Source organism: Sphingomonas pokkalii, from assembly GCF_003096275.1.
Lineage (GTDB): Bacteria > Pseudomonadota > Alphaproteobacteria > Sphingomonadales > Sphingomonadaceae > Sphingomonas > Sphingomonas pokkalii.
Map to the genome: position 1 here is coordinate 3032964 of NZ_QENQ01000001.1, position 25840 is coordinate 3058803.

General features: G+C 69.8%; 22 protein-coding genes and 2 riboswitches. Of the genes, 17 read left to right on the forward strand and 5 right to left on the reverse strand.

The window, feature by feature from the left end; translation table 11 throughout:
* The first annotated feature begins 77 nt into the window (after positions 1-77).
* Positions 78-294: riboswitch (cobalamin riboswitch) on the forward strand.
* Between the two features lie 176 nt (positions 295-470).
* The 7 genes from DD559_RS13970 to cobJ all read left to right on the forward strand — a co-directional run bounded on the left by DD559_RS13970 (position 471) and on the right by cobJ (position 9570).
* Positions 471-1493: a HoxN/HupN/NixA family nickel/cobalt transporter gene (locus DD559_RS13970; protein ID WP_240610260.1), complete on the forward strand. Its 1023-nt coding sequence runs from the start codon at positions 471-473 to the stop codon at positions 1491-1493.
* A gap of 27 nt (positions 1494-1520) precedes the next feature.
* Positions 1521-1741, forward strand: a riboswitch (cobalamin riboswitch).
* Positions 1742-1929: 188 nt separating this feature from the next.
* The gene (cobW, locus tag DD559_RS13975; RefSeq protein ID WP_116469721.1) at positions 1930-2967 is read left to right on the forward strand and encodes a cobalamin biosynthesis protein CobW; all 1038 of its coding nucleotides are present in this window, start codon (positions 1930-1932) and stop codon (positions 2965-2967) included.
* Between the two features lie 13 nt (positions 2968-2980).
* Positions 2981-6340 carry a cobaltochelatase subunit CobN gene (gene cobN, locus DD559_RS13980; protein WP_116469722.1) on the forward strand — a complete coding sequence of 1120 codons (3360 nt, stop codon included), beginning with the start codon at positions 2981-2983 and terminating at the stop codon, positions 6338-6340.
* Entirely contained in the window at positions 6337-7461 is a 1125-nt protein-coding gene (locus tag DD559_RS13985) for a ferredoxin-like domain-containing protein (protein WP_116469723.1), read from the forward strand. Before cobN ends, DD559_RS13985 begins: the two co-directional genes overlap by 4 nt.
* Positions 7461-8090: a precorrin-8X methylmutase gene (locus tag DD559_RS13990; protein WP_116469724.1), complete on the forward strand. Its 630-nt coding sequence runs from the start codon at positions 7461-7463 to the stop codon at positions 8088-8090. Before DD559_RS13985 ends, DD559_RS13990 begins: the two co-directional genes overlap by 1 nt.
* Complete coding sequence (gene cobI / locus DD559_RS13995; protein ID WP_116469725.1) at positions 8087-8815, forward strand: precorrin-2 C(20)-methyltransferase; 729 nt, start codon at positions 8087-8089, stop codon at positions 8813-8815. Before DD559_RS13990 ends, cobI begins: the two co-directional genes overlap by 4 nt.
* The gene (cobJ, locus tag DD559_RS14000; RefSeq protein ID WP_116469726.1) at positions 8812-9570 is read left to right on the forward strand and encodes a precorrin-3B C(17)-methyltransferase; all 759 of its coding nucleotides are present in this window, start codon (positions 8812-8814) and stop codon (positions 9568-9570) included. Before cobI ends, cobJ begins: the two co-directional genes overlap by 4 nt.
* Here cobJ and DD559_RS14005 read toward each other — a convergent pair.
* Entirely contained in the window at positions 9537-10295 is a 759-nt protein-coding gene (locus DD559_RS14005; RefSeq protein ID WP_116469727.1) for a cobalt-precorrin-6A reductase, read from the reverse strand. The genes cobJ and DD559_RS14005 overlap by 34 nt on opposite strands.
* On the opposite strand from DD559_RS14005, the gene cbiE reads away from it, so the two are divergent.
* From cbiE to DD559_RS14045, 8 genes are read left to right on the forward strand one after another with little or no spacing between them, the layout of a single operon-like run.
* A complete protein-coding gene (gene cbiE / locus DD559_RS14010; RefSeq protein ID WP_116469728.1) occupies positions 10294-11490 on the forward strand; it encodes a precorrin-6y C5,15-methyltransferase (decarboxylating) subunit CbiE in 1197 nt (398 codons plus the stop codon). The genes DD559_RS14005 and cbiE overlap by 2 nt on opposite strands.
* On the forward strand, positions 11487-11846 hold the full coding sequence (locus DD559_RS14015) for a cobalamin biosynthesis protein (protein ID WP_116469729.1): 360 nt from the start codon (positions 11487-11489) through the stop codon (positions 11844-11846). The genes cbiE and DD559_RS14015 overlap by 4 nt, the downstream gene beginning before the upstream one ends.
* Positions 11843-12628: a precorrin-4 C(11)-methyltransferase gene (cobM, locus tag DD559_RS14020; protein ID WP_116469730.1), complete on the forward strand. Its 786-nt coding sequence runs from the start codon at positions 11843-11845 to the stop codon at positions 12626-12628. Before DD559_RS14015 ends, cobM begins: the two co-directional genes overlap by 4 nt.
* Positions 12625-13938, forward strand: coding sequence for a cobyrinic acid a,c-diamide synthase CobB (locus DD559_RS14025; protein WP_116469731.1), 1314 nt, complete (start codon positions 12625-12627; stop codon positions 13936-13938). Before cobM ends, DD559_RS14025 begins: the two co-directional genes overlap by 4 nt.
* A complete protein-coding gene (gene cobF, locus DD559_RS14030) occupies positions 13935-14675 on the forward strand; it encodes a precorrin-6A synthase (deacetylating) (protein WP_116469732.1) in 741 nt (246 codons plus the stop codon). The genes DD559_RS14025 and cobF overlap by 4 nt, the downstream gene beginning before the upstream one ends.
* Positions 14672-15274, forward strand: a complete 603-nt coding sequence (gene cobO / locus DD559_RS14035; protein ID WP_116469733.1) for a cob(I)yrinic acid a,c-diamide adenosyltransferase — start codon at positions 14672-14674, stop codon at positions 15272-15274. The genes cobF and cobO overlap by 4 nt, the downstream gene beginning before the upstream one ends.
* The gene (gene bluB / locus DD559_RS14040) at positions 15271-15915 is read left to right on the forward strand and encodes a 5,6-dimethylbenzimidazole synthase (RefSeq protein ID WP_116470916.1); all 645 of its coding nucleotides are present in this window, start codon (positions 15271-15273) and stop codon (positions 15913-15915) included. The genes cobO and bluB overlap by 4 nt, the downstream gene beginning before the upstream one ends.
* A gap of 22 nt (positions 15916-15937) precedes the next feature.
* Complete coding sequence (locus DD559_RS14045; RefSeq protein ID WP_116469734.1) at positions 15938-16345, forward strand: DUF1636 domain-containing protein; 408 nt, start codon at positions 15938-15940, stop codon at positions 16343-16345.
* A gap of 7 nt (positions 16346-16352) precedes the next feature.
* Here the strand turns inward: DD559_RS14045 and DD559_RS14050 are convergent, their stop codons facing one another.
* From DD559_RS14050 to DD559_RS14065, 4 genes are all read right to left on the reverse strand, one after another.
* Positions 16353-18794, reverse strand: a complete 2442-nt coding sequence (locus DD559_RS14050; protein ID WP_116470917.1) for an ABC transporter permease — start codon at positions 18792-18794, stop codon at positions 16353-16355.
* 8 nt (positions 18795-18802) lie between these two features.
* The gene (locus DD559_RS14055) at positions 18803-21214 is read right to left on the reverse strand and encodes an FtsX-like permease family protein (RefSeq protein ID WP_116469735.1); all 2412 of its coding nucleotides are present in this window, start codon (positions 21212-21214) and stop codon (positions 18803-18805) included.
* A 94-nt stretch (positions 21215-21308) separates the two neighbouring features.
* Positions 21309-21989: an ABC transporter ATP-binding protein gene (locus DD559_RS14060; protein WP_116469736.1), complete on the reverse strand. Its 681-nt coding sequence runs from the start codon at positions 21987-21989 to the stop codon at positions 21309-21311.
* A 9-nt stretch (positions 21990-21998) separates the two neighbouring features.
* Complete coding sequence (locus tag DD559_RS14065) at positions 21999-23282, reverse strand: efflux RND transporter periplasmic adaptor subunit (protein ID WP_240610261.1); 1284 nt, start codon at positions 23280-23282, stop codon at positions 21999-22001.
* Between the two features lie 139 nt (positions 23283-23421).
* On the opposite strand from DD559_RS14065, the gene DD559_RS14070 reads away from it, so the two are divergent.
* Together DD559_RS14070 and DD559_RS14075 are read left to right on the forward strand one after the other, a co-directional pair.
* Positions 23422-24666 (forward strand): sigma-54-dependent transcriptional regulator, encoded by a 1245-nt coding sequence (locus DD559_RS14070; protein WP_116469737.1) that lies wholly within the window; start codon positions 23422-23424, stop codon positions 24664-24666.
* Positions 24656-25819, forward strand: coding sequence for a sensor histidine kinase (locus DD559_RS14075; RefSeq protein WP_116469738.1), 1164 nt, complete (start codon positions 24656-24658; stop codon positions 25817-25819). Before DD559_RS14070 ends, DD559_RS14075 begins: the two co-directional genes overlap by 11 nt.
* Positions 25820-25840 lie beyond the last annotated feature (21 nt).

Consider the following 25840-nt stretch of genomic DNA (forward strand, 5'->3'; position numbering starts at 1 on the left):
CGTTGTGGGGCAGAAGCCTAGCCGCTCGGCAAGGGGCGTCAACCGGGCGGTTGCCATGTGCCCGGCGCTCGCCTAACCAACGGTTCGATCGCGCCGGTGCCCCGACAGGGGCTTAATCGGGAATGCGGTGCGGGGGCGGTCCCCCAAATCCGCGGCTGTCCCTGCAACTGTGAGCGGATAGCGCGATGCACTGGCCCCCATGGGAGGGGCAGCCACTGGGCGGCAACGCCTGGGAAGGCGTGCAGCGTGCCGTGACCCGCAAGCCAGGAGACCTGCCGGCGTCCGGTCGCTCTTGCCCTGGTCCAGGGGATGGCCGCGGCACGGTGTACTCCGTCTGAGCGACGCACGAGCGGCGGGGGCCGCTTGCGGCTTCGCGCGTCGGTCGCATCAGGCGTCCGATCGGGGCGTGGGGCCGGCCGTTCGCGGTGGGCCCCGGCCAGGTCGCAGGACGCCGCCGGAGTGCTGATTCCTTGTCCGTCCTGTCTTTGCGCGCGCGCGTCGCCCTGTTGTTCGCGGGGCTGATCGCCGCCAATATCGCCGCCTGGGGCTGGGCCCTTGCCCTGTTCCACGCCCAGCCGCTGATGCTCGGCACCGCGCTGCTCGCCTGGGGGCTGGGGCTGCGTCATGCCGTCGATGCCGATCATATCGCCGCGATCGACAACGTCACCCGCAAGCTGATGAACGACGGCCAGCGGCCGATCGCCACCGGCCTGTGGTTCGCGATCGGCCATTCGGGGATTATTGCCATCGCTTCGACCGGCATCGCGCTCGCGACCGGCGCATTGGCGGGAGCGGGAGCGTTCAAGGAGGTGGGAGGCGTGGTCGCCACCAGTGTCTCTGCGCTGTTCCTGTTCGGGATCGCCGCGATGAACCTGATCATCCTGCGATCGGTGTGGAAGACCTTCGCCCATGTCCGCGCCGGCGGCGCCTATGTGGAGGATGACCTCAACCTGCTGCTCGCATCGCGCGGGCCGCTGTCGAAGCTGTTCGGGCCGATGTTCCGGCTGGTCAGCAAGAGCTGGCACATGGCGCCGCTCGGCTTCCTGTTCGGGCTGGGATTCGATACCGCGACGGAGGTGGCGATCCTCGGCATGTCGGCGGGCCAGGCGGCGCACGGCGTGTCGCTGGGCACGCTGCTGGTGCTGCCCGCGCTGTTCGCGGCAGGCATGGCGCTGGTCGATACGCTGGACGGAGTGGTGATGCTCGGCGCCTATCAATGGGCGTTCGTGAAGCCGATCCGCAAGCTCTACTACAACGTCACCATCACCCTGATCTCCGCGCTGGTGGCGATCGTGATCGGCGGGATCGAGACGCTGGCACTGATCGGCGACAAGCTGGGCCTGACCGGCTGGCCGTGGAGCATGGCCGCGGCGCTGGGCGCGCATTTCAACAGCCTGGGATTCGCGATCATCGGGCTGTTCATCGCCTGCTGGCTGGTGAGCTTTGCCATCTATCGCTGGCAGAGGCTGGACGAGATCGAGGTGCGCGTCTAGGAACTTGGGCGAAGGCCTGCACGGGCCTTCACTCAAGATCGCGCCGGTGCCCCCCACAGGGGCTTAATCGGGAATGCGGTGCGGGGAGCTTGCTTCCCAAATCCGCGGCTGTCCCTGCAACTGTAAGCGGATAGCGCGATGCACGGGCCCCGGCAAACGGGGCAGCCACTGGGCCCGACGGGCCTGGGAAGGCGTGCATCAAGCTGTGACCCGCGAGCCAGGAGACCTGCCGGCGCAACGGTCGCTCTTGCCTTGGTCCAGGGGATGGCCGCGGCACGGTATCTGCTTCCGTTCGAGCGACGAAGCTGTGCGGCTGGGGCTGCACGGTCGCGTGGTGTCGGGCGTCCTTCGCGCCCGCCCGTCGTCGCGCGCCGGCCGGACATGGGTTCCGGCAAGCCCCCGCCCATGTTCGCTCCGGCGCGGGGGGGAAGATACCATGACCGACCTTGCCAAGGTCCCCGTCACCATCGTCACCGGCTTTCTCGGCGCCGGCAAGACCACGCTGATCCGCCACCTGATCCAGAATGCCGGGGGGCGCCGCCTCGCGGTGGTGGTCAACGAGTTCGGCACGCTGGGCGTCGACGGCGAGATCCTGAAATCCTGCGCGATCCCCGATTGTCCGGCCGAGAACATAGTCGAGCTGGCCAATGGCTGCATCTGCTGCACCGTCGCCGACGATTTCATCCCCACGGTCGAGCGGCTGCTCGCACTCGAGCCGCGTCCCGACCATATCCTGATCGAGACCTCCGGCCTGGCGCTGCCCAAGCCGCTGCTCAAGGCGTTCGACTGGCCGGCGATTCGCAGCCGCATCACCGTCGACGGCGTGCTGGCGCTGGCCGATGCCGAAGCCGTCGCCGAGGGCCGGTTCGCGCCCGATCTGGTTGCGCTGGAGGCGCAGCGCGCCGCCGACCCGGGCATCGACCATGAGACGCCGCTCGCCGAAGTGTTCGAGGACCAGCTCGCCTGCGCCGACATGGTGCTGCTGACCAAGATCGATCTCGCCGGGCCGGAGGGCGTGGCCGCCGCCCGCGCGGTGATCGCCGCCGAGGCGCCGCGCCCGGTGCCGGTGGTCGAGATCCGCGAAGGTGCGATCGATCCGCGCGTGATCCTGGGGCTGGGCGCCGCCGCCGAGGACGACCTCGCCGCGCGTCCTTCGCACCATGACGGCGAGGACGATCACGAGCATGAGGATTTCGACAGCATTGTCGTCACCTTCGGCGAGATCGCCGATCCGGCCGAACTGGTCGCCCGGATCGAGCGACTGGCGCGCGAGCACAAGGTGCTGCGGGTAAAGGGCTATGCCGCCGTGTCCGGCAAGCCGATGCGGCTGTTGGTGCAGGCGGTCGGTGCGCGGGTACGGCACCAGTACGACCGGCCCTGGCGTGCCGGAGAACCGCGCGGCACCGCGCTGGTCGCGATCGCCGAGCATGACGATGTGCGCCCGGACGCCTTCCGCGCGGTGCTGGCCGGCTGAGGCAGCCACAGCGATGCACGTCCTGTTCCGCGAAACGCACGGGCTGGAGGAGAACGCCGTGCCCCAGGACCTCGGGCAGGCGCCCGCGGACCTGGTGGTGCTGTCCTTCTCCGACAGCGACCTCGGCGCGTTCGCGGCGGCGTGGCGTGCGGGGCGGGGGGAACTGCCCTCGCTGCGGCTGGCCAACCTGGCGGCGCTGATGCACCCGCTTTCGGTCGACACCTATGTCGAGCGGACGCTGTCGGGCGCCAAGGGCATATTGATCCGGCTGATCGGCGGGATGCCCTATTGGAGCTACGGCCTCCAGCAGGTGGAGGTGCTCGCCCGTGCGCGCGGTATCGCGCTGGCGGTGCTACCGGCGGATGGGCGGCCGGACGAACGGCTGGATGCGGCGTCGACGGTGGCGGCACCGGTGCTGCGGGAACTGGCCGGGCTTTGCGATGCCGGCGGCGCCGAGGCGGCGCGGGCGGCACTGGGGGTGCTGGCGAGGGCGGCGGGGATCGGCGGTGACGCCGCTGCCCCCTACACCCCACTCCCGGGCTTCGGCCTGTGGCACCCGGAACATGGCGCGTTCCTTCCCTCCACCCGTCATCCCCGCGGAGGCGGGGATCCATTGGTGGGAAGCTCTCGGCTCCTGTCCCCGGCGTCCTGGCAAATGGATCCCCGCCTGCGCGGGGATGACGCGGGATGTGGGGAGGCGGAGCGGCAAGGCTGGACCCGCACCGGCCGCCCGCTGGTCCTGATCGTCTTCTATCGCTCCTATCTCGCGGCCTGCGACGTCGCGCCCTTCGCGGCGCTCCATCAAGCGTTCGAGCGCAAGGGCTTCGACACGTTGTCGATCTTCGTGCCGTCGCTCAAGGCGCCCGATGCCCGCGCGCAGGTGGCGCAATGGGTGCGCGAGCTCGCCCCCGCGGCGATCGTCAACGCCACCGCCTTTTCCGCCCGCGACGCGGCGGGGCAGTCGCCGCTCGACGCGGCCGGCGTCCCCGTCTTCCAGCTGGCGCTCGCCACCGCACCGCGCGAGGCCTGGGCCGGTTCCGATCGCGGCCTGTCGCCGGCCGATCTCGCGATGCACGTCGTGCTGCCGGAGATCGACGGCCGGATCTTCGCAGGCGTCGCCAGCTTCAAGCAGGCCGAGGCCCGCGACGCGGCGCTGGGCTTCGCGCGCACCGTCCACCAGCCCGAGCCACCGCGCATCGCCGCCATCGTCGATCGCGTTGCCGGCTGGATCGCGCTCGCCGCGAAGCCGCACGCCGAGCAGCGGGTCGCGCTCGTCCTCTCGACCTATCCCGGCAAGGACTGGCAGGTCGCCCATGCCGTGGGGCTGGATGCGCTGGCCTCCGTCGAGGCCATTGCCGCCGATCTGGGCGAGACGGTAACGGATCTTGCCGGCCGGCTGCAAACGGCCCGGTGCTGCTGGTCGCTGGCGGACTATCGACAGGCGCTCGGCTCCCTGCCGGAGGCGCTCCGCAACGATCTGGACGCGGCCTGGGGCGCGCCGGAGGCGGATGCATTGGTCCAGGACGGCAGCTTCCATTTCCCGGCGGTGCAAAGCGGTCGCCTGTTGATCGCGCTCCAGCCCGAGCGGGGCGACCCCGCCACGCGGGAAGACAGCTATCATGATACCGCCCGTGTGCCGCGCCATGGCTATGTCGCCTTCTATCTGTGGCTGCGGGCGCGGGCGATCGATGCGCTGGTCCATATCGGCGCGCATGGCACGCTCGAATGGCTGCCCGGCAAGACGGTGGCGCTGTCCGACGGTTGCTGGCCCGAGGCGCTGACCGGCGGTCTGCCGATCCTCTACCCGTTCATCGTCAACGATCCCGGCGAGGCCGCGCAGGCCAAGCGGCGCATCGGCGCCGTCACCATCGGCCACCTGCCGCCGCCGCTGAAGACGGCCGGCAGCGGCGCGGGGCTCGGCCGGATCGAGGCGCTGCTCGACGAGTTCTCCAACGCGGTGGGGCTCGATCCCGCCCGCCGCGACCGGCTGCAGTCCGCGATCCGCGACGAGGCGCGCGCGGTCGGGCTCGAGGCGGAGCTGGGGCTCGACACCGCCACCAGCACGGCGGAGGCGATCACCCGCATCGACCGCTTCGTGTGTGACGTGAAGGAAGGGCAGTTCGGCGACGGCCTGCATGTCTTCGGCCGCGGCGCGTGCGGAGCCGCCGAGCGGGACGGGCTGATCGCGGGGCTGGCGGGGCGGCGCGTACCGGCCGGGCCGTCCGGCTCGCCGTTCCGCGGGCGCAGCGACGTGCTGCCGACGGGGCGCAATCTCTACACCATCGATCCGCGCGCCGTGCCCTCCCGCGCGGCACATGCCCAGGGCATCGTGCTCGCCGACGAGCTGATCCGCCGGCATCTCCAGGATCATGGCGATTATCCCAAGGGGCTGGTGGTCGACCTGTGGGGATCGGCGACCATGCGCACCGCCGGCGAGGAATTCGCGATGGCGCTGCACCTTCTGGGGGCGGCCCCGATTTGGGACCATGGATCGGAGCGGGTGACGGGCGTGGAAATCCTGCCGATCGCGCTGCTTGATCGCCCGCGCATCGACGTGACCCTGCGCGTCTCCGGCCTGTTCCGCGATGCCTTCCCGACGTTGCCGCAACTGTTCGGCCAGGCGGTGCGGGCGCTGACGATGCGCGACGAGGCGCCGGAATGGAATCCGTTCGCGGGGCGGGATGCTGGCCCTCGCGTCTATGGCCCGCAGCCCGGCAGTTACGGTCTGGGAATGGGCGTGGCGGCGGAGACCTATACCGAAGCGGCGCGGCGGGCGGCCGGCGCGGCATGGCTGGCCGCGTCCGACCATGCGCTGGACGGGCCGGCGCCGCAGGCCGATCCGCTGGGCATTCGGGCGCGGGTGGCGGGGGCGGATGCCTTTGTGCATTTGCAGGACCTGCCCGAGACGGACCTGTTGCTCGCCGCCGACTATGCCGCACATGAGGCGGGCTTTGCTGCCGCCAAGGCGCTGGGGGGCGGGAACGCCGCGCTCTATCATCTCGATTCCCGCGATACCGCCCGCCCGGTTGCCCGCCCGCTGACCGAGGAGATCGCCCGCGTCGTGCGGTCCCGCGCCGCCCATCCGGGCTGGATCGCCGGGATGCGCCGGCACGGCTTCCGGGGCGCAGCGGAGATCGCGGCGACGCTCGATCACCTCGGCACCTTCGCCCATCTGGCAGGCGCCGTGCCGCCGCAGCTGTTCGATCTGTATCATGATGCCACGCTCGGCGATCCGGAGGTGTGCGCATTTCTGGCCGAGGCGAACCCTGCGGCGCTGGCAGCGATAACGGCGCGATTCGCGGCGCTCCATAGCGCCGGACTGTGGCCGACGCGGCGCAATTCGATCCTGGCCGCGCTGGGGAGTGCTGCATGAGCGGCTTTCTGGTGCGCGGCTGGTGCCCCGATGCGTGGCGCCCGATGGCGGCGGGCGACGGGTTGCTGGTGCGGGTGAAGCCGCGCCTCGGCCGGCTGACGCGGGATCAGCTGCTGGGGCTTTGCGACGCGGCGCTGACCTGGGGGAATGGCCTGATCGATCTGACGAGCCGCGGCAACGTCCAACTGCGCGGGGTGGCCGAGACGGGGTGGCCGGCGTTGCTCGAACGTCTGATCGCGCTGGATCTGGTCGATCCCGACCCGGCACGCGAGAAATGCCGCACGCTCCTGGTCGCGCCCGATTGGCGGTTGGGTGACGACACGCACCGTATCGCAACCGACCTGCTGGGGATGCTGGGGGATCTGCCGGCGTTGCCGGGGAAAGCGGGTTTCGTGGTGGATGCCGGGCCTGTGCCGCGCCTGTCCGGCGTATCGGGCGATTTCCGTATCGAACGCGCGGCAGGCGGGCGCCTGATCCTGCGAGCCGAGGGAAGGCCCACCGGCGTCGCGGTGCCGCGCGGCACCGAAGCGGGGGCGTTGGTCCGGCTGGCACGCTGGTTCGTCGAAAGCGGCGGCAGCGCCGCCGGCAGGATGGGGCAGCATCGGCAGCCCCTTCCGCACTGGGCGCAGGGGGATGTCTTCGCCGCCGCGCCCGGCGCCCGCATGGTGCCGGGGCGGCATCCGCTCGGCATGGTCCTGGGCGTCGCCTTCGGGCAGATCGATTCCGCGAGGCTGGTGGAACTGGCGGAGCAGGGGCTCTCGGCGATCCGCGTCACGCCGTGGCGATCCTTGCTGGGCGAGGGCCTGACGCATGGGCATCCCGGCATGATCGTCGATCCCGCCGATCCGTTGCTACGCGTCGATGCCTGCCCCGGCGCACCGCTGTGCCCGCAGGCGAGCATTGCGACCCGCGATCTCGCCCGGCAACTGGCGCCGCACATTTCCGGGCAGCTGCATGTTTCGGGCTGCGCGAAGGGCTGCGCCCGCGCCGATGCCGCCCATGTCGTTGTGACCGGACGGGAAGGCGCCCTCGACCTCGCCTTCGATGCGCGGGCGGGCGAGCCGGCCGCGCATCCCGGACTCACGCCCGCTGCGCTGCGCGCACTTTTCGGAACCGATTGATGCCCCATAGCTACGAAACCGATGGCGCCGCCATCTATCGCCAGTCCTTCGCCATGATCCGGGCCGAGGCCGATCTTGCCCGCTTTACGGCGGAAGAGGAGCCGGTGGCGGTACGGATGATCCATGCCGCCGGCATGGTGGCGCTGGCGCCCCATATCCGCTTCTCGCCGGGTTTCGCGACGACGGCGCGGGCCGCGCTGGCCGACGGCGCACCGATCCTGTGCGACGCGCGGATGGTTTCGGAAGGGATTACCCGCACCCGGCTGCAGACCAACAATCCCGTTCTGTGCATGCTGCAGGATCCGCAGGTGCCGGTGCTGGCGCAGGCCATGGCGAACACCCGCTCCGCCGCCGCATTGGAGCTGTGGCGCCCCCATCTGGCCGGGGCGGTGGTGGCGATCGGCAATGCACCGACCGCGCTGTTCCACCTGCTCAACATGCTGGAGGATCCGCACTGCCCGCGGCCGTCGGCGATCATCGGCTGCCCGGTGGGCTTTGTCGGCGCGGCCGAGTCCAAGGCTGCGTTATGGCAGGCGCCGCCGGTGCCCTGCTGCATCGTCGAAGGACGACTGGGCGGCAGCGCGATCACCGTTGCCGCCGTCAACGCGCTGGCGAGCCGCGCCGAATGAGGCGCCTTGGCACCATCCACGGCGTCGGCCTGGGGCCGGGCGCGCCCGATCTGCTGAGCGTGCGGGCCGACCGGCTGGTGCGGTCGGCCCGCCATGTCGCCTATTTCCGCAAGGCGGGGCGGCCGGGGCAGGCCCGGCGGATCGCCGAGGGAATGCTTCGCGCCGACGCGATCGAACTGCCGATGGAGTATCCGGTGACGACGGAAATTCCCGTCACCGATCCGCGGTACAATGCCTGCCTTTCGGCGTTTTACGCCGAGTGTACCGATCGGCTGCTTTCGCTTGCCCGGAGCGGCGAGGATGTCGTGGTGCTGTGCGAGGGCGATCCGTTTTTCTATGGCTCGTTCATGCACCTCCACACTCGGCTGACCGGGTTGGTGCCCGTGGCGGTGGTGCCGGGGATCACCGGCATGGCCGGTGCGTGGAACGCCACCGGCCAGCCGATCACCTGGGGCGACGACGTGCTGACGATCGTGATGGCGACGCTGCCCGAGGAGGAGCTGGCGCGGCGTATCCGGGATACGGATGCGGTGGTGGTGATGAAGATCGGCCGAAACCTTGCAAAGCTGCGGCGGGCGGTGGCCACCGCCGGGCGCGAGGAGGAGGCCTGGCTGGTCGAACATGCGGCCATGCCGGAACAGCGGGTGACCCCGTTGGCGGCGGCGGAAAGGGTGACGCCCTATTTCTCGATCCTGCTGATCCATGGCCGGGGACGGCGGCCATGAGCGGATGGCTGGCCATTGCCGGGCTGGGGCCGGGGGACGCGGCGCTGGTGACGCCCGAGGTCACCGCCGCACTGGCGCAGGCGACCGATGTGATCGGCTATATCCCCTATGTCGCGCGGGTGCCGCGGCGCGCGGGGCTGGTGCTCCACGCCTCCGACAATCGGGTGGAACTGGACCGTGCCGCGCTGGCACTCGACCTGGCGGCACAGGGGCGGCGGGTGGTGGTGGTATCGTCGGGCGATCCGGGGGTGTTCGCGATGGCGGCGGCGGTGTTCGAGGCGCTGGAAGCAGGGCCGCCGGACCGGCGCGACCTCGACATCCGCGTGCTGCCCGGTATCACCGCGATACTGGCGGCGAGCGCGCGGGCCGGCGCGCCGCTCGGCCATGATTTCTGCGCGATCAATCTTTCCGACAATCTCAAGCCCTGGGCGCTCATCGAGAAGCGGCTGCGCCTGGCGGCCGAGGCGGATTTCGCCATGGCCTTCTACAACCCCCGTTCCAAGGCACGGCCGGAGGGCTTTGCGCGGGCGCTGGCGGTCCTGCGGGAAAGCTGTGGCGCGGATCGCCCGATCCTGTTCGCCCGCGCCGTCGCCACCCCCGAAGAGGATCTGCGGATCGTGTCGCTTGGACAGGCACGGCCCGAAATGGCCGACATGCGGACGATGGTGATCCTCGGTTCCAGCCAGACCCGCCTGATCCCCCGCACGGGGCGGCCGATCCTCTATACGCCGCGCTTCGCGGTGGAGGGCGCATGACCCAGCCACGCGAGCACCGCTTCGGGGCGGGCCACTTCGCGACGCGCGGGCAGGGCCGGGCGGTCGATCATCAGCACCGGAATGCCGCGCCTGCGGGCGGCGATCAGTTTCGCCTCGGCGCCGCTGCCGCCGGCGTTCTTGCAGACCACCAGATCGATTTCGTGTGCCGCCATCAGCGCATGGTCCGCTTCCGGTGTGAAGGGGCCGCGATCGACGATCAGGTGATGATCGGGCAGCGCCGGCGGCGCACCCGGCACGTCGACGAAGCGGAGGACATAATGGTGCTGCGGCTGGGCGGCAAACGCGGCGACGTGCATCCGGCCCAGCGCCAGCAGGATGCGTTTCGCCGGCCCGGCCAGTGCAGCGACGGCGCCGGCAATGTCGGCCACGCGCGTCCAGCGATCTTCCTCCGTCGGGCACCATGCCGGGCGGGTGAGGGCGATCAGCGGTACCCCCGCCGATTGGGCGGCCATGACGGCGTTGGCGCTCATCGTGGCGGCGAAAGGGTGGGTCGCATCGACCAGATGAGTCACGCGCTGTTCGCGCAGATAGCGGGCCAGCCCCTCCACGCCGCCGAAGCCGCCGATGCGCACCGGCACCGGCTGCTGCCGGGGGTTGTCGGTTCGGCCGGCATAGCTGAGCGTGGTTTCCACGCCCTGTTCCGCGAGCAGGCGGGCGAGCGCGCTCGCTTCGGTGGTGCCGCCCAGGAGCAGGACGTTCGGCATGGCTGAGCTCCCCTGGTTGACGATCCTCGGTATCGGCGAGGATGGCGTGGAAGGCCTCTCCGCGGCCGCCCGCTTGGCGCTGGATGCGGCAGAGCTGGTGATGGGGGCTCCCCGCCACCTGGCGCTGCTGCCGGGGCTTAGGTGTGAAGCCGTTGAATGGCCAGTCCCCTTTGCGGACGGCGTTCCGCTGCTGTTGGCGCAGCGCGGCCGGCGGGTCGTGATGCTGGCATCGGGCGACCCCTTCTGGTTCGGCGCGGGAACCAGCGTGACGCGCCATCTCGTGCCCGGCGAATGGATCGCGCTTCCCGCCTTGTCCAGCTTTGCGCGTGCCGCGGCGCGGCTGGGCTGGGCGTTGCAGGATACGCCATGCCTTGGACTCCACGCGGCGCCCGTGACGCGCCTGCGGCCGCATCTGGTGCCCGGCCGGCGGCTGCTGGTGCTGGTGCGCGATGGCGCGGCGGTGGCGGGGATCGCCGGCTATCTGGACGGGACCGGATTCGGCGCATCGAGGCTGCATTTGCTGGAGGCGCTGGGCGGCGCGCGCGAGCGGGTTCGTGCGGTGTCGGCCGACACCTATGCGTTCAGCGATGTCGCGCATCCGGTGACGGTGGGCATCGAGGTTGCGGGCGCGGGCATGGTCCTGCCGGTTGCCTGTGGCAGGGACGATTCCTGGTTCGCATCCGATGGCCAGCTCACGAAGCGGCCGGTGCGGGCGCTGACCCTGTCTGCGCTTGGCCCGCGGCCGGGGGCGTTGCTGTGGGATATAGGCGCCGGCTCCGGATCGATCGGGATCGAATGGCTGCTCGCCCACCCCGCCAATCGTGCGGTGGCGATCGAGGCCGATCCGGTGCGGGCGGAGCGCGCCCGTGGCAACGCGGCGGCGCTGGGGGTGGACCGGCTGGCGGTTCTGGTCGGGCGTGCCCCGGCGCTGTTGCCGGAGGAGACGCCCGACGCCGTCTTCATCGGGGGCGGCCTTTCGCAATTCCTGCTGGAGGCGCTGTGGGCGCGGCTGCCCGCGGGAGCACGGCTGGTGGCGAATGCGGTCACGCTCGAATCCGAAGCACTGCTTGCCCAGTGGCACGCCGAACGGGGCGGCAGCCTGCTGCGGATCGAACTTGCCGAGGCGGTGCCGCTTGGTGGCCGCCATGGCTGGCGCGCGCGCTATCCGGTGGTGCAGTGGAGCATCACACGATGATCGTCGCCGGTTTCGGCTATCGCAGCGGCGCGACCGCAGAATCGCTGCGATCGGCGTTGGCCAGGGCCCAGGCGCATATGCAGGCGGTGGATGCGCCAATCACCCATGTCGCCACCACGGCCGACAAGGTGCCGCTGCTCACGGCCTTGGACCTACCCGCTCTTGCCGTGGAATCGGTCGCGGGCATCGCGACGCCCACTTGTTCCCCCGCGAGCCTGGTTGCGCGGGGCACCGGCAGCGTTGCCGAAGCGGCTGCGCTGGCGGCTGCCGGTCCCGGAGGACGGCTGCTCGTACCTCGCCACATTTCCGCCGATCGCCTGGCCACGTGCGCCATTGCCGAAGGAGCTTCCGCATGACCGTTCATTTCATCGGCGCCGGCCCAGGCGCGCCCGATCTGCTCACGCTGCGTGGCCGCGATCTGATCGCGGCAAGCCCGGTCTGCCTATATGCCGGGTCGCTGATCCCGGAGGCGGTGCTGGCCCATTGCCCGCCCGGTGCGCGGATCGTGAACACCGCGCCGATGGATCTCGATGCGATCCTGGCCGAGATCGTCGCCGCCCATGCGGCCGGGCAGGATGTCGCCCGGTTGCATTCGGGGGATGTCTCGGTCTGGTCGGCGATGGGCGAGCAATTGCGCCGGTTGCGGGCGCTGGGCATTCCGTTCACCGTCACGCCCGGCGTTCCGGCCTTTTCGGCTGCCGCTGCGGCGCTGGAGGCCGAACTGACGCTGCCCGAACTCGGCCAGTCGCTCGTCCTCACCCGCACCCCCGGCCGCGCCAGCCGGATGCCCGAGCGCGAAAGCCTGGTGAACTTCGCGGCGACGGGTGCGACGCTGGCGATCCATCTTTCGATCCACAATCTCGCCGTGGTCGTCGCCGATCTGCTGCCGGCCTATGGCGCGGACTGCCCGGTCGCGGTGGTGTGGCGGGCGAGTTGGCCCGATCAGCGTATCGTGCGCGCGACGCTGGCGACGATCGACGCCGCCGTTCAGGGCAGCATGGAACGGACCGCGCTGATCCTGGTCGGCCGCGTGCTGGCGGCGGAGGGGTTCGCCGAAAGCAGCCTGTATGCGGCGGGGTACGACCGGCGCTTCCGGCCGCAGCATGTGGACTCGCCGTTCGCGGGGGCCCAGGAATGAGCCTGCCTGGCCTGATCGTTGCTGCACCGGCTTCGGGCAGCGGCAAGACCACGGTGATGCTGGGTCTGCTCCGCGCGCTGGCCGAGGACGGCGTGGTGGTGCAGCCGTTCAAGAACGGACCCGATTATATCGATCCCGCCTTTCACCGCGCGGCATGCGGGCGGCCATCGTTCAACCTGGACAGCTGGGCGATGGATCAAGACCTGCTCGACGCGATCGCGGCCGAGGGCACCGATGCCGATCTGATCTTGGCCGAAGGATCGATGGGGCTGTTCGACGGCGTCGCGCGGGAAGGCGCGAGCGGCACCGGCGCCACCGCCGATCTTGCGCGGCGAAACGGTTGGCCGGTGGTGCTGGTGCTCGACCTGTCCGGCCAGGCGCAGTCGGCGGCGGCCACCGCGCTCGGCTTTTCGCGGTTCGATCCGGCGGTGCCGTTCGCCGGGGTGATCCTGAACCGCGTCGCGAGCCCGCGTCATGAACGGCTCGTCCGGGCAGGTATGGCGGCTGCCGGGATCACCGTGCTGGGCGCATTGCCGCGCCGGGCGGATCTGGCGCTGCCGGAGCGGCACCTGGGGCTGGTGCAGGCGGTGGAGCATCCCGATCTCGATCGCCTGATCGCGGGATATGCGGCGTTCGTGCGCGAACATGTCGACCTGGCGGCGATTCGCGATGCCGCCGCGGCTTGCGGTCGCGCGGGCGTGGCAGGGCGAGGCCTGCCCATGCCGCCGGCCCAGCGCATCGCCATCGCCCAGGATGCGGCCTTTTCCTTCCTCTATCCGCATCTGCTGGAAGGTTGGCGCAAGGCGGGTGCGGAGATCCTGCCCTTCTCGCCGCTCGCGGATCAGGCGCCCAGCGCCGATGCCGATCTCGTCTGGCTGCCCGGCGGTTACCCGGAGCTTCATGCGGGGACCATCGCCGCCGCCGACGGATTCCTCACCGGCCTGCGTCGCCATGCCGAGGCGCGGCCGGTGCATGGCGAGTGCGGCGGCTATATGGTGCTGGGCGAGGCGCTGATCGACAAGGCGGGAACGCGCCACCGCATGGCGGGGCTGCTCGGGCTCGTCACCAGCCATGCCCAGCGGCGGATGCACCTGGGGTACCGGCGTGCGACGTTGCGCGCGCCGCTGGCCGGCATTCCCGCCGGGGCGCAGCTCATAGGCCATGAGTTCCACTATTCCACCATCATCGCGCAAGCCGATGCGCCGCTTGCCGATGTAGCCGATGCGGAAGGCGCCGCGGTTGCCGAAACGGGATCGGTGCGCGGGCGGGTGACCGGCAGCTTCTTCCATCTGATCGCGGCGGCGGCATGATCGCGCTGCATCTGATCGGTATCGGCACCGGCAACCCAGACCATCTGACCGGCGAGGCGGTAGGGGCGCTGAACGCTGCGGACCTGATCCTGGTGCCGCGCAAGGAAAATGCCGGCGATCTCGCCGACCTGCGCCATGCCATCTGCGCGGCCGTGCTGGCGCGGCCGGTGCCGATCGCCGAGTTCGACATGCCGGTGCGGGCCGGCGAGGGCGATTATGTGCAGGCCGTGCAGGATTGGCATGACGCCATTGCCACCGCCTGGCGCGCGGCCATCGCTGCCCATCTGCCGGGGGGAGGATCGGTAGCGCTGCTGGTATGGGGCGACCCTTCGCTCTACGACAGCACGTTGCGGATCGCCGCCCGGTTGCCGGACATTTCGGTGCGGGTGGTGCCCGGCATCACCAGCATACAGGCGCTCACCGCCGCCCATGCGATTCCGCTCAACGCGCTGGCGGGCGCAGTGACGATCACCACCGGGCGGCTGCTGCGCCGCCAGGGCTGGCCCGATGGCGCCGATACGCTGGTGGTGATGCTGGACGGCGGCTGTGCCTTCGAAACGCTCGACCCGGTGGGGCTCGCCATCTGGTGGGGCGCCTATCTGGGAATGCCGCAACAGGCGCTGGACCACGGCCCGCTGGCCGAGGCAGGCCCCCGCATCGCCGCCAGGCGCGCCGCGCTCCGTGCCCGCCATGGCTGGATCATGGACGTCACGCTGCTTCGAAAGGAATCCCGATGACCCGCGACGAGGAAGCCCATGCCGAAAAGATGCGCAGGATCCAGGCCGCCCGCGCGACGATGATGGAGACGAAGACCGAGGAAAAGGGACTGCTGATCGTCCATACCGGCAAGGGCAAGGGCAAGAGCAGCGCCGCCATGGGCATGGTCGTCCGCGCGATCGGGCACGGCATGAAGGTCGGCGTCGTCCAGTTCATCAAGGGGGCGATGCACACCGGCGAGAAGGCAGTGTTCGATGCCTTTCCCGAGCAGGTGGAATTCAAGCCGATGGGCGAAGGCTTCACCTGGGATACGCAGGATCGCGCCCGCGATATCGCCGTCACCCGCACCGCCTGGGAAGAAGTGAAGCGGATGATCGCCGATCCCGGTTATCACATGGTGCTGGCGGACGAACTGAATATCGCGCTGCGCTACGACTATATGCCGCTGGACGAGGTGCTGGCGGTGTTCGCGGCGCGTCCGCCAATGAAGCATGTGATCGTCACCGGCCGCAATGCGCCCGATGCGCTGATCGACGCCGCCGACCTCGTAACCGAGATGACGCAGGTGAAGCATCCCTTCCGTTCCGGCGTGAAGGCACAGGCCGGGATCGAGTTCTGAGCAACGCGCCCGCCTTCGACGCCGATTTCCGGCGGCAGTTCGATGCGCTGCTGCGCTGGCGACGCGACGTGCGCCACTTCGCCGCCGATCCGGTGGCGGCGGCGGAGATGGACGATCTGTTCGCCTGCATGGCGCTTGCGCCGTCGGTGGGGAATGCCCAGCCCTGGCGGGTGGTGCGGCTATGCTCGCCGGGCATTCGGGCCAGCCTCGCCGCGCATGTCGATGGCGAGAATGCACGGGCGGCATCGGCCTATGCCGGGCAGTCGCGCGATGCCGCCTATCGCGCCCTCAAGCTTCACGGCATCCGCGAGGCGCCGGAGCTTCTCGCCGTCTTCTGCGACGAAGCGCCGGGGGCGGGGCATGGTCTGGGCATTGCCACCATGCCGGAAATGCTGCGCTATTCCTGCGTCACCGCGATCCACACCTTGTGGCTGGCCGCGCGCGTGCGCGGGCTCGGCATGGGCTGGGTTTCCATTCTCGATCCGCACGCGGTTGCCGCGATGCTCGACGTTCCTGCGCGCTGGTCGCTGATTGCGCTGCTGTGCATCGGCTATCCCGCCGTGGATTCCGACCGACCCGAACTCGAGCAGCGCGGCTGGCAGGCACGCGAGCCGATGGCCGACCGCCTGTTCGAACGATAACCCCTTTCCAGGAGAACCCTTGATGCTGAAGCCCGTGGAAGACGGCCCCGCGATCGTCGCCTGCAATACCTGTCGCCACAGTGTCGCCCTGCGCGAGGATGCAGAAGGCGTGCGTGGCGGCGCGCGGCTGGTGGAGGCGTTGCGCGCCGTGCAGGCGAAGGACGCACGCTATGCCGGTGTCGCCGTGCAGGAAATGCCATGCCTGTTCGCCTGCAACGAGCATTGCACCGTGCATCTGCGCGCGCCCGGCAAGGTCGGCTATGTGCTCGGCCGCTTCACGCCCGACGCAGATGCGGCCCAGGCCATTCTCGATTATGCCGTCCACTATGCCGCCAGCGAACATGGCCGTGTACCGTTCAAGGAATGGCCGCAGGGGGTGAAGGGCCATTTCCTCGTCCGCACGCCCCCGCCTGGCTTCGTTGCGGAGTGACGCCGCATCATTCGTGCCGCAGCGCCCAGGCCGGTGCGGCACGGCTCGCCCGCAGCGACTGGCCCAGCACGGTCACCACCGCAATGGCGGTGGCGATCAGGCTGGCGCCGAGGAAGTAAAGCGGCGACAGCGCGATCCGGTCGCCAAAGCCCGCCAGCCATGTCCGCGCGGCGAACCAGGCCAGCGGCCAGGCGAGCAGGTTGGCGAGCAGCACCGGCCGCAGGAACTGGCCGACCAGCAGGCGCACGACGTCGCTCGCCGAGGCGCCGAGCGCCTTGCGAATGCCGATTTCCTTCACCCGTCGCGCGGTGCTGAACGCGGCCAGCCCCCACAGCCCGACACAACCGATCAGCACCGCGAGTCCCGTGCCGATGCCGACCAGCCGAGTCGCCCGCTCGTCCTCCCGATAAAGATCGGCCAGCCGGTGATCGGCGGTATCGCCGCGGAACGGCACTTGCGGGATGATCCGTCGCCAGCTTTCCTCCACCTTGTCGAGCATCGCGCGCGGATCGCCGGTGAAGCGCACCGCGCCGATATGCAGATACACGGCGTTCGGCGTGTACATGTAGTAGCTGCCGGTATCGGCGGTACGCGCCGAGAAGAACCGTAGCTCGTCGATCACGCCGATGATCGTCCGGGGGCGGGGATTGCCCACGGTCTTGCCGATCGCTTCCTCCGGCGTGCGGAAGCCGAGTGTGGCCAGCGCCTGGCGATTGAGGATGACGTTCCGCCCGAGATTCCACCGCTTCCAATCGCTGGAATCGTCGGCGGCGTGGGCGTTGTCGAACAGGCGGCCGGCCAGCAGGCGGGGGCGATACGTGTCGAAAAAGCCGGGGCCGACGCTGACCAGCCGCAGCATCGGACCGGTACCCGGCGGTCCGGGCTGTTCGACGATATCGATATTGCTCGTGCCTTCACCGCCAGGCGCGATGTTCGCGGTGCCGACACTCTGGACGCCGGGCAGTGCCTGCAGCGCGCGGAGCATGGTTCTGGCCTGGTCCTGGCCGATCTTCGGATCGGCGAGCGACGCGATGGTGATCAGTCCTTCGCGGCGAAAGCCAAGGTCCGCCGCGCGCAGATGGCGCATCTGCACGGCCATCACCACCGTGCCGATCAAGAAGGCGATGGCGAGGCCGAACTGGAGCACCACCAGCGCCTCACGCAGCCGTGCGCCGGCATTGCCACCCCCCGGCGCGCGCGCCGAAGCGAGTACGGTGGCGGCGGGAAAGCGCGACAGGACGAGCGCCGGGTAGAAGCCGCCGGCCAGCCCGACGACCAGCGTCACGCCCGCGAGCAGCGGCAACGCCCAGCCATAGGGCATCGCGAGCGAGGTGCCACCCGCGGCATTCACCAGCGGCAGCCCCACTTCCGCAAGCATCAGCCCGAGCAGCGCGGCAATGGCGACGGCCGCGATCGCCTCGCCCAGGAACTGGCCGATCAGCGCAGCGCGGCTGGCGCCCACCACCTTGCGCAACGCCACTTCCCGGGCGCGCAGACCGGCGCGGGCGGTGGCGAGGTTCACATAATTGACGATGCCGATCAGCAGCGTGAGCAGCCCGATGGTACCCAGGGTCGCCACCATCAGCTGCCGGCTGGCGCTTTCGGAGCCCATCGGCTTCAGATGCGTGTCCGCGATCGGAACGAGCGGCTGGGACAGCCATCTTGAAGCGCCGGGCCCGAAATCGACCTTGGCACGGCGATCGATGAAGGGGGGCAGCTTCGCGGCAAAGGCGCGTGCAGCCTCCGGCGTTTCGAACCGCAGGAAGGTCGCGACCGATGCGGTGCCCCATTTGTACCAGGTCCATTCGGAAGGCGGCGGCGTTTTCGGGATCGGGATGAGGATGGCGAGGTGCAACTCGCTGTTCTTCGGCAGATCCTCGAACACCCCGACGACGTGGTAATTGGCGGGCGCGTCCATGCTGACGGTGATCGTCTGCCCGATCGGATCGGCGCTGCCGAAATAGCGTCGCGCCGCGGATCGGCTGAGCAGCGCGGCCGTGGGGTCCGCCAGCGCGCCGGCGCCGGCGCCCTGCACCATCGGCAGTGCGAACACGTCGAAGAAGCTGGGATCGACCTGCGCGACATCCTCGGTTGTCGCGACCCCGCCGCGCAGCACCGCGCCGCCGCGTTCCCCGATGGCGCGGTCGCCGCCACGGATCCGCGTGCCGATCAGGCCGGGAAAATCCTCCCGCATCATTTCGAACAGGCCCGCCATGGTTGCCGGATAGGCGCCGTTGAACGGGCTGCCGGGAAACTGCACGGCGGTATCCACGCGGTAGATCCGGTCGGAGCGCGGTATCCAACGCTCGTAGCTCGTCTCGAAGCGGACATAGAGCGCAAGCACCAGGAAGGTGGCGATCCCCACCGCCAGCCCGCCAATGGTGAGCGCGGCATAGAGCTTGTCGCGGGTGAGCGAACGATACAGAGCGATCCAGGCAAGGCGGGGCATCATGGCTCCTATTCGTAGCGTAGCGCGCGGGCGGGTTCGGCGCGGGCGACGCGCCAGGACTGGCCGATCACCGTGGCCACCGCGATCAGCACGGCGATGGCGGAGGCCAGCAGGAAATAGGCCGGCGACAGGCCGATCCGGTCGTCGAAGGTCGACAGCCAGCGCTGCATCGCCACCCAGGCCAGCGGCCAGGCGATCAGGTTGGCGAACAGCACCGGCCGCAGGAACTTGCCGACCAGCAGCTGAAGCACGTCCCGCGTCGAGGCGCCGAGCGCCTTGCGGATGCCGATCTCCTTGATCCGCCGTGTCGTGTCGAACGCCGCGAGCCCGTAAAGCCCGATGCAGCCGATCGCGATCGCCAGCACCGCACCCATGGTGAAGAGACGGCCGCGGCGCGTGTCCTGCTCGTAATAGGCCTTGTAGAGATTTTCCTCGATGGTGCGGCCTTCGAAGGGTTCGGTCGGCACGATGCGCTTCCAGCTGGCCTCCACCGCGTCGGCCATCTTCTGCGGATCGCCGCTGTACCGGATCGTGATGAAGGCGTCGTTGAGCGGGCGGCTGTCATAGCGGTAGAAGGTCCCGGCGATTGCCTCGCGCGGACCGCGGAAGCGGAGATCGTCGACGACGCCGATGATCGTCATCATGCCGTTGCCGTCCACCTGCTTGCCGATCGCCGCTTGCGGACTGGCGAAGCCGAGCAGGCCTACCGCGGTGCGATTGATCACGGTGTTGAAAGCAGGGGTGCTGCCTTTGACATGCTGGGCCATGTCGTCCGACGGGCGGGACGGGTCGAGCTGCCGGCCGGCGATCAGACGCGCGCCGAACGTGTCGAAATACCCTTCTCCGATCCGTACATCCATCAGCGAGGGCGACCGTATCCCCTGCATGCCCGGCTGGTAGATGGAGGAGAAATTGGTGACGCTCTGGTCGCCGGGCGCGTTCTGGGCGAGGGTGACGTGGCTGACGCCCGGCAGTGCGGCAAAGGTGCGCAGCAGGGCGCGTTTCTGCTCGGGCAGGATCGAGCCACTGTTGAGCGAGCGTACGACATAGAGGCCGTCGCGCCGGAAGCCGAGATCGGCATTGCGGACATGGTTGGCCTGGGCGAGCATGACGGTGGTGCCGATCGCGAAGGCGATGGCGACGGCGAACTGGACAATCACCAGCCCGGCGCGGACGCGGGCACCGGCCCGGCCGCCGCCGGGCGCGCGGGCAGCTGCAAGGACGGCGGCGGGACGGAAACCCGCCAGCACGGCTGCCGGATACAGGCCGGCGATCATGCCGACCAGCAATATGAGGGGAACCAGCAGAAGAAGGACGCTGTCCGTTCCGACATAGGTGAGGTGCAGCGACATGCCGCCGGCGGCGTTGACCAGGGGCAGCGCGATTTCGGTAAGGGCGAGGCCGATCAGCGCCGACAAGGCGACGGTCAGCATCGCTTCGATCATGAACTGGCGGATCAACGAGCGCCGCGTGCCGCCCAGCACCTTGCGCACCGCGACTTCCCGTGCCCGCAATCCGGCGCGGGCGGTAGCGAGGTTGATATAGTTCACGATCGCGATCAGCAGCGTGAGCACGCCCACCGCGCCCAGCGTGGTCACCACCGCGCGATCGGATGCCGCATACAGGTGGTTGTCGACCAGGGGGCGCAGCGACTGTTCCCACTGCCCTTTCTTGATGTCGTCGCCGAACACCCGCCGCGCGGCGAACCGAGCGAGTTCCCCTTCGAACTGCCTGGCCGCGGCGCGATCGGGGAATCGCAGCAAGGTAACCAGCGAGGTGCTGCCCCAATGATCGAACCATTCGTTGGCGAAGCGGGATGCGACCAGCGGCACGAACAGTTCGGACGTATAGCTCTGGTCCTTGCGCATGTCGGCGATCACGGCCCCGACGCGGTAGGTATAGGTGGTGCCGTTGGCGATGACGGTCAGGCTCCGGCCGATCGGCGACTTGGGGCCGAAATAGCTGGTTGCCGCGCGCTGGGTGAGCACGAGGCCGTCCGGATCGGCCAGGGTGCGCGTCGGATCGCCGGCAACGACGGGAAGCCGCATCAGCGCGAAGAAATTGGGATCGACGGCCGCCATCGCCTCGCGGGTGTTCGAGCTGCCCTGGCGCACCGTCGCGCCCATCTGCGCGATCCGGGCTCCCTGCAGCTGCGGATAATCGGCACGCAGCTGGAGCAGCTCGTTGCCCATGGTGTAGGGGCTCGGCGTCTCCGGATAGCCCGGCATGTGGTAGGTTTCCTGGACCACATAGAGCTGGTCCGCGCCGGGGATCCAGCGGTCGAACCCCGTCTCGAACCGGACGAACAGGCTCAGCACCAGGAACACCGCGATTCCCAGCGCCAGCCCGCCGATATTGAGCGCGGCGAACAGCTTGTGGCGGGTGAGAGAGCGATAGAAGCTGGTGAAGGCGGACGTCATGGCGTCACTCCCGGTTCGCGGGTGGCGGAGAGATGGCGGAGCAGGACGACCGCAAGGAGCAGCAGTACCAGCACCGTCAGCGCGCGATCGAGCTTCACGCCGCCCGCCGAACCGCGGAGAGGATCCTGCCATCGAGCATGTGCACCGTCCGGCGCGCGATATCGGCATGGGCCGGAGAGTGGGTGACCATCACGATCGTCGCACCATCGGCGTTGAGGCGGGTGAGGATGTCCATCACCTGCGCGCCGTTTTCGGTATCGAGGTTGCCGGTCGGTTCGTCCGCCAGGATCAGCTTCGGTTCCCCGACAATCGCGCGGGCGATCGCGGCGCGCTGCTGCTGCCCGCCCGAAAGCTGGTGCGGATGGTGGTTGCGGCGATGGGCGATGCCGACCCGGTCCATCGCCGCATCCACCCGTTCGCGCTTCTCGCGCGCGGGCATCGAGCGATAGGCGAGCGCCAGCGCCACATTCTCGGCGATGGTCAGCTCGTCGATCAGGTTGAAGCTCTGGAACACGAAGCCGAGCCGGTCGCGGCGGAGCTTGGCCAGTTGCGCCTCGGGTGCCTTGGCGATGTCCTCGCCCTCGAACAGATAGGTGCCGCTGGTCGGCCGGTCGATCGTGCCGAGGATGTTGAGCAGTGTCGACTTGCCGCATCCCGACGGGCCCATGATCGCGACGAATTCGCCGGCCTGCACGCTCAGGTCGATATCTGCGAGCGCGGTCGTTTCCACTTCGTCGGAACGATAGGCGCGATGGATGGCGTTCAGTTCGATCATGGCGGGCTCCTAGTGGATGAGCAGGGTCTGGTAGGGGGCGTAGGTGGCGAGCGGCGTGGTGACGATGCGGTCGCCGGGCGCGAGGCCGCTGGTCACTTCGACCTGATCGGGGTTGCGGCGACCGGTGGTGATCGCCCGGCGCACCGCACGACCCTCGCCAGTCAGCACGAAGGCGGTGGTGCCGCCGGCATCGAGCCAGCCGCCCGCCGGCGCGACCACCGCGGGACGGTCTGCGCCGAGGGTGAGGCGCACGTCGAGCGTCTGGCCGCGGTTTAGGCCGGTGGGCGGCACGCCCGTAAAGCCGAGCTCGATGCGGAATCGCCCTTCGGTGACCTGGGGCAGCACCTTGATGACCGTCAGCGACAGGCGGCGGCCATCGATTTCCGCGATGGCGGTGAGGCCGTTGCGAACCCGGCCGAGATAGAATTGGTCGACATCGGCGGTGAGTTTCCAGGCGCGCTCGGAATCAACCTGGCCCAAGGTTTCGCCTGGCTTGATCATCTGCCCCGGCTGGAGCGTGAAGGCGGTCAGCCGCCCCGCCACCGGCGCGCGCACCATCAACGCGGCAAGGCCGGCCCGGGTCATCGCCAGGCTTTCGCGCAGTTCGCCGGCGGTCGCGTCGACGCCGGAGGCCTGGTCGGTGAGCATCTTCGTCGCTTCCCGGTCGCTGCGGGTGAGCGCGTCCAGCCGGGCGCGCTGATAGGCGACCTCGTCGCGCAGCGGTGCCAGCGCGGCGGCGGTAACGATCTGCTTGTCGAACAGGATCTGCTTCTGGCGCAACAGCGCCTCTGCCTTGGCCAGTTCGTTCCGGGCGGAGGCGATGTCGCGCTGGCTCTGCTCGCGGCTCTGCTGGATCGACAGGCGCTGGCCGCTGATCGAACTGAGCTGTCCTGCGATATTGGCGGAGCGGCTGGCGACATCGAGGGCGAGTTCCGGGTTCGCCAACCGGGCGAGCGGCGCGCCGGCTGCAACCGCCTGACCGTCACTGGCGAGCAGCGCTTCCACCTGACCGCCGCTGACCGCGGTGACGTACACCGTCTGGAGCGGGGCAACCTGCGCGCGCAGCGGCACGTAATCGGCGAAGGCGGCACGCGTCACCGGCGCGGTACGCAGCGTCGCGGCGTCGACGGCGAGACTGCCCGAACCGGGGAGGAACCACCAGAGCGCAGCGACCGCGGCGGCGACCGCCAAACCGAGGCCGAAACGGACGAGCAGCTTGCGGCGGCGCGCATGGGGGCGCTCGATCCGCCGGTCCATCGCGGCGCCGTTCGTGTGGAGAGGCGAAACGTCCATGGCGGCCAGTGTACGCCAGGCGAGCGATCCACCCTAAGGCACGGATATAATGAGATTGTTTGGAAAGTTCTGGCGCTCGAAGCGAACAGTGTCCAAGCTAGTGTCCGATTTCGAACACTGAACCGGAGCGGTCAAGCCTGTGCCCACCGAATCGCCGACCATCCTGGTGATCGACGACGATCCCGACATCGTGCGGGCGGCGACGTTGCTGCTTGAGCGCAACGCCATGCGGGTGCTCGGTGCTGCCGATCCCGACGCTGCCTGGGTGCGCTTGGCGGAAGGATCGGTCGACGCGATCCTGCTCGATCTCAACTTCGCACGCGGGCGGACCAGCGGCGAGGAAGGATTTCGGTTGCTCGACCGGCTGATCGCCGCCGATCGCAACGCGGTGGTGGTGGTGGTGACCGGACATAGCGGCATCGCGGTCGCCGTGCAGGCGATGCGGGGCGGGGCGAGCGATTTCGTGATCAAACCGTGGAGCAACGAGCGGCTGCTCGCCACGGTCCAGCGCGCGGTGGCGCTGCGCCGGGCGAAGCTGGCGGCGGCGCCCGCTCCGGCGGGGGAGGAAGCGCTGCTGCTGCTCGGCGAAGCCCCCGCGATAGAAGCGGCGCGCGGGCTGATCGGGCGCGTCGGACCGACCGATGCATCGGTGCTGCTCACCGGCCCGCCGGGCAGCGGCAAGACGCTGGCGGCGCAATTGCTCCACCGCGCCTCGCTGCGCGCCGAGCGGCCGCTGGAGACGCTCGATGCGGCGGTGGCGGATCTGCCCACCATCGCGGCGCGCGTGGCGGCGGCGGCAGGCGGAACGCTTCTGATCGAGGCGGTGGATCAGCTCGCGCCGGCGCTGCAGCCCGAACTGGCGCGGCGCCTGGGCGGGCTGCGCGTGCTTTCCACCAGCCGCTGCGACCGTGCCGGCACTCGCGCGGCGCTGAGCGACGACCTGCGCTTCCGACTGAATACGGTGGAGATCGACCTGCCACCGCTGGCAGGCCGGGGGAATGACGCGCTGCTGCTGGCACGGCATTTCTGTGCCCTGTACGCCGGGCGCTACGGCCAGCCGCTGCGGCCGTTGACCGAGGAAGCGGCGCGCGCGATCGCCGCCGATTCCTGGCCGGACGGCGTTCATGGCCTGCGCCAGGCGATCGAGCGCGCGGTGCTGCTCGGCAGCGGTGCGGCGATCGATGTCTCCGCACTGGGACTTGTCTTGCCCGAGGACACGCTGGAGCCGCGCGCGATCAAGGCGGACCTCAACCTCGGGCGCAGCGAGGCCGCGCTGGTCGCCGCGGCGCTCAAGCGCCATGCCTTCAACGTCAGCCGGGCGGCGGCCGAGCTGGGCCTGACGCGGGCGGCGCTCTATCGGCGGATGGCGAAATATGGGCTCTAGGGGCTGGGCATCGCTGTTGCGCGGGATGTTGCTGCTGCTCGCGGGCGGCGCATTCATGGCGGCATGGAGCGCCGGAATGTATGCCAGTGCGCTCGTTGCCGTGCTTGCGGCGCTTTGGGGATTGGTGACCGGGATCGTGGAGGCGCGGCGACCGCAGCTGGCGCCGGTGGCCGCACCGCTGACCGCATCCGACCCTGCGCATCGCGAACGACGGCTCACCGCGCTGCTCGACCTCTCCCCCGCGCCGATCGTGACGCTCGACGGCGAGGGACGGCTGTATGCGATCAACCGTCCGGCGCGGCGGCTGTTCGGTGCGGCCGACCTGGTCGTCGATCCACCGCCGCTGCTCGTCGAGGCGATCGGCGACGCCGCGGGTCGCCCGGCCACGGTGGCGATAGGCGGCCGCAGCTATGCGCTGACCACGAGCGACTTCGCGCATGGCGGCGCGCAGAGCCGGCTCGCCGCGCTGATCGACATCGATGCCGAACTGAAGGCGGCGGAGGCGGCAACCCTGCGCGATCTGGTGCAGGTGTTGAGCCATGAGATCGTCAACGCCCTCACGCCGATCGCATCGCTCAGTCGTACCGCTGCGGACATGCTCGACGATGCCAATCCGGCGCTGCCGGCACTGCGCGATGCCGTGGGAACGGTGGCGCGCCGCGCGGCGGGATTGCAGCGTTTCGGCGAATCCTATCGCGCGATGGCGCGGCTGCCAGTCCCCAGGCTGCAGCCGGTTCCGGCGAGCGAACTCGCGGCCGATCTTGCCCGACTGTTCGCAACGCGCTGGCCCGAACTTCCGCTGCAGGTAGATGTGCATGGTGTGCCGTTTCTGCGCGCCGATCCGGATCAGGTGAGCGCCGCGCTATGGGCATTGCTGCAGAATGCCGCCGAAGCGGTTGGCAACGATGCGGAAGGTGCGGTTTCCTTGCGGATCGACGTGGCCGAGGGCCAGGCGTTGTTCCGGGTGGCGGACAATGGCCGTGGCATCGATGCGGCGGATCGCGAGGCCATCTTCCGCCCTTTCTTCACCACCAAGCCGGAGGGAACCGGGGTCGGGCTGGCGCTCGCGCGCCAGATCTTCCTGGCGCATGGCGGCGACCTTCGGCTCGACGGGGACGGGACCGGGGCGAGCTTTCTGGGGAGGATCGCTTGAGGCAGCGCGCTGCAGTCGGCG

Coding starts and splice junctions, on each gene's coding strand:
- cobW (WP_116469721.1), top strand. CDS start 1,930: ATGACCGACCTTGCCAAGGTCCCCGTCACCATCGTCACCGGCTTTCTC.
- cobN (WP_116469722.1), top strand. CDS start 2,981: ATGCACGTCCTGTTCCGCGAAACGCACGGGCTGGAGGAGAACGCCGTG.
- DD559_RS13985 (WP_116469723.1), top strand. CDS start 6,337: ATGAGCGGCTTTCTGGTGCGCGGCTGGTGCCCCGATGCGTGGCGCCCG.
- DD559_RS13990 (WP_116469724.1), top strand. CDS start 7,461: ATGCCCCATAGCTACGAAACCGATGGCGCCGCCATCTATCGCCAGTCC.
- cobI (WP_116469725.1), top strand. CDS start 8,087: ATGAGGCGCCTTGGCACCATCCACGGCGTCGGCCTGGGGCCGGGCGCG.
- cobJ (WP_116469726.1), top strand. CDS start 8,812: ATGAGCGGATGGCTGGCCATTGCCGGGCTGGGGCCGGGGGACGCGGCG.
- cbiE (WP_116469728.1), top strand. CDS start 10,294: ATGGCTGAGCTCCCCTGGTTGACGATCCTCGGTATCGGCGAGGATGGC.
- DD559_RS14005 (WP_116469727.1), bottom strand. CDS start 10,295: ATGCCGAACGTCCTGCTCCTGGGCGGCACCACCGAAGCGAGCGCGCTC.
- DD559_RS14015 (WP_116469729.1), top strand. CDS start 11,487: ATGATCGTCGCCGGTTTCGGCTATCGCAGCGGCGCGACCGCAGAATCG.
- cobM (WP_116469730.1), top strand. CDS start 11,843: ATGACCGTTCATTTCATCGGCGCCGGCCCAGGCGCGCCCGATCTGCTC.
- DD559_RS14025 (WP_116469731.1), top strand. CDS start 12,625: ATGAGCCTGCCTGGCCTGATCGTTGCTGCACCGGCTTCGGGCAGCGGC.
- cobF (WP_116469732.1), top strand. CDS start 13,935: ATGATCGCGCTGCATCTGATCGGTATCGGCACCGGCAACCCAGACCAT.
- cobO (WP_116469733.1), top strand. CDS start 14,672: ATGACCCGCGACGAGGAAGCCCATGCCGAAAAGATGCGCAGGATCCAG.
- DD559_RS14045 (WP_116469734.1), top strand. CDS start 15,938: ATGCTGAAGCCCGTGGAAGACGGCCCCGCGATCGTCGCCTGCAATACC.
- DD559_RS14050 (WP_116470917.1), bottom strand. CDS start 18,794: ATGCCCCGCCTTGCCTGGATCGCTCTGTATCGTTCGCTCACCCGCGAC.
- DD559_RS14055 (WP_116469735.1), bottom strand. CDS start 21,214: ATGACGTCCGCCTTCACCAGCTTCTATCGCTCTCTCACCCGCCACAAG.
- DD559_RS14060 (WP_116469736.1), bottom strand. CDS start 21,989: ATGATCGAACTGAACGCCATCCATCGCGCCTATCGTTCCGACGAAGTG.
- DD559_RS14065 (WP_240610261.1), bottom strand. CDS start 23,282: ATGGACGTTTCGCCTCTCCACACGAACGGCGCCGCGATGGACCGGCGG.
- DD559_RS14075 (WP_116469738.1), top strand. CDS start 24,656: ATGGGCTCTAGGGGCTGGGCATCGCTGTTGCGCGGGATGTTGCTGCTG.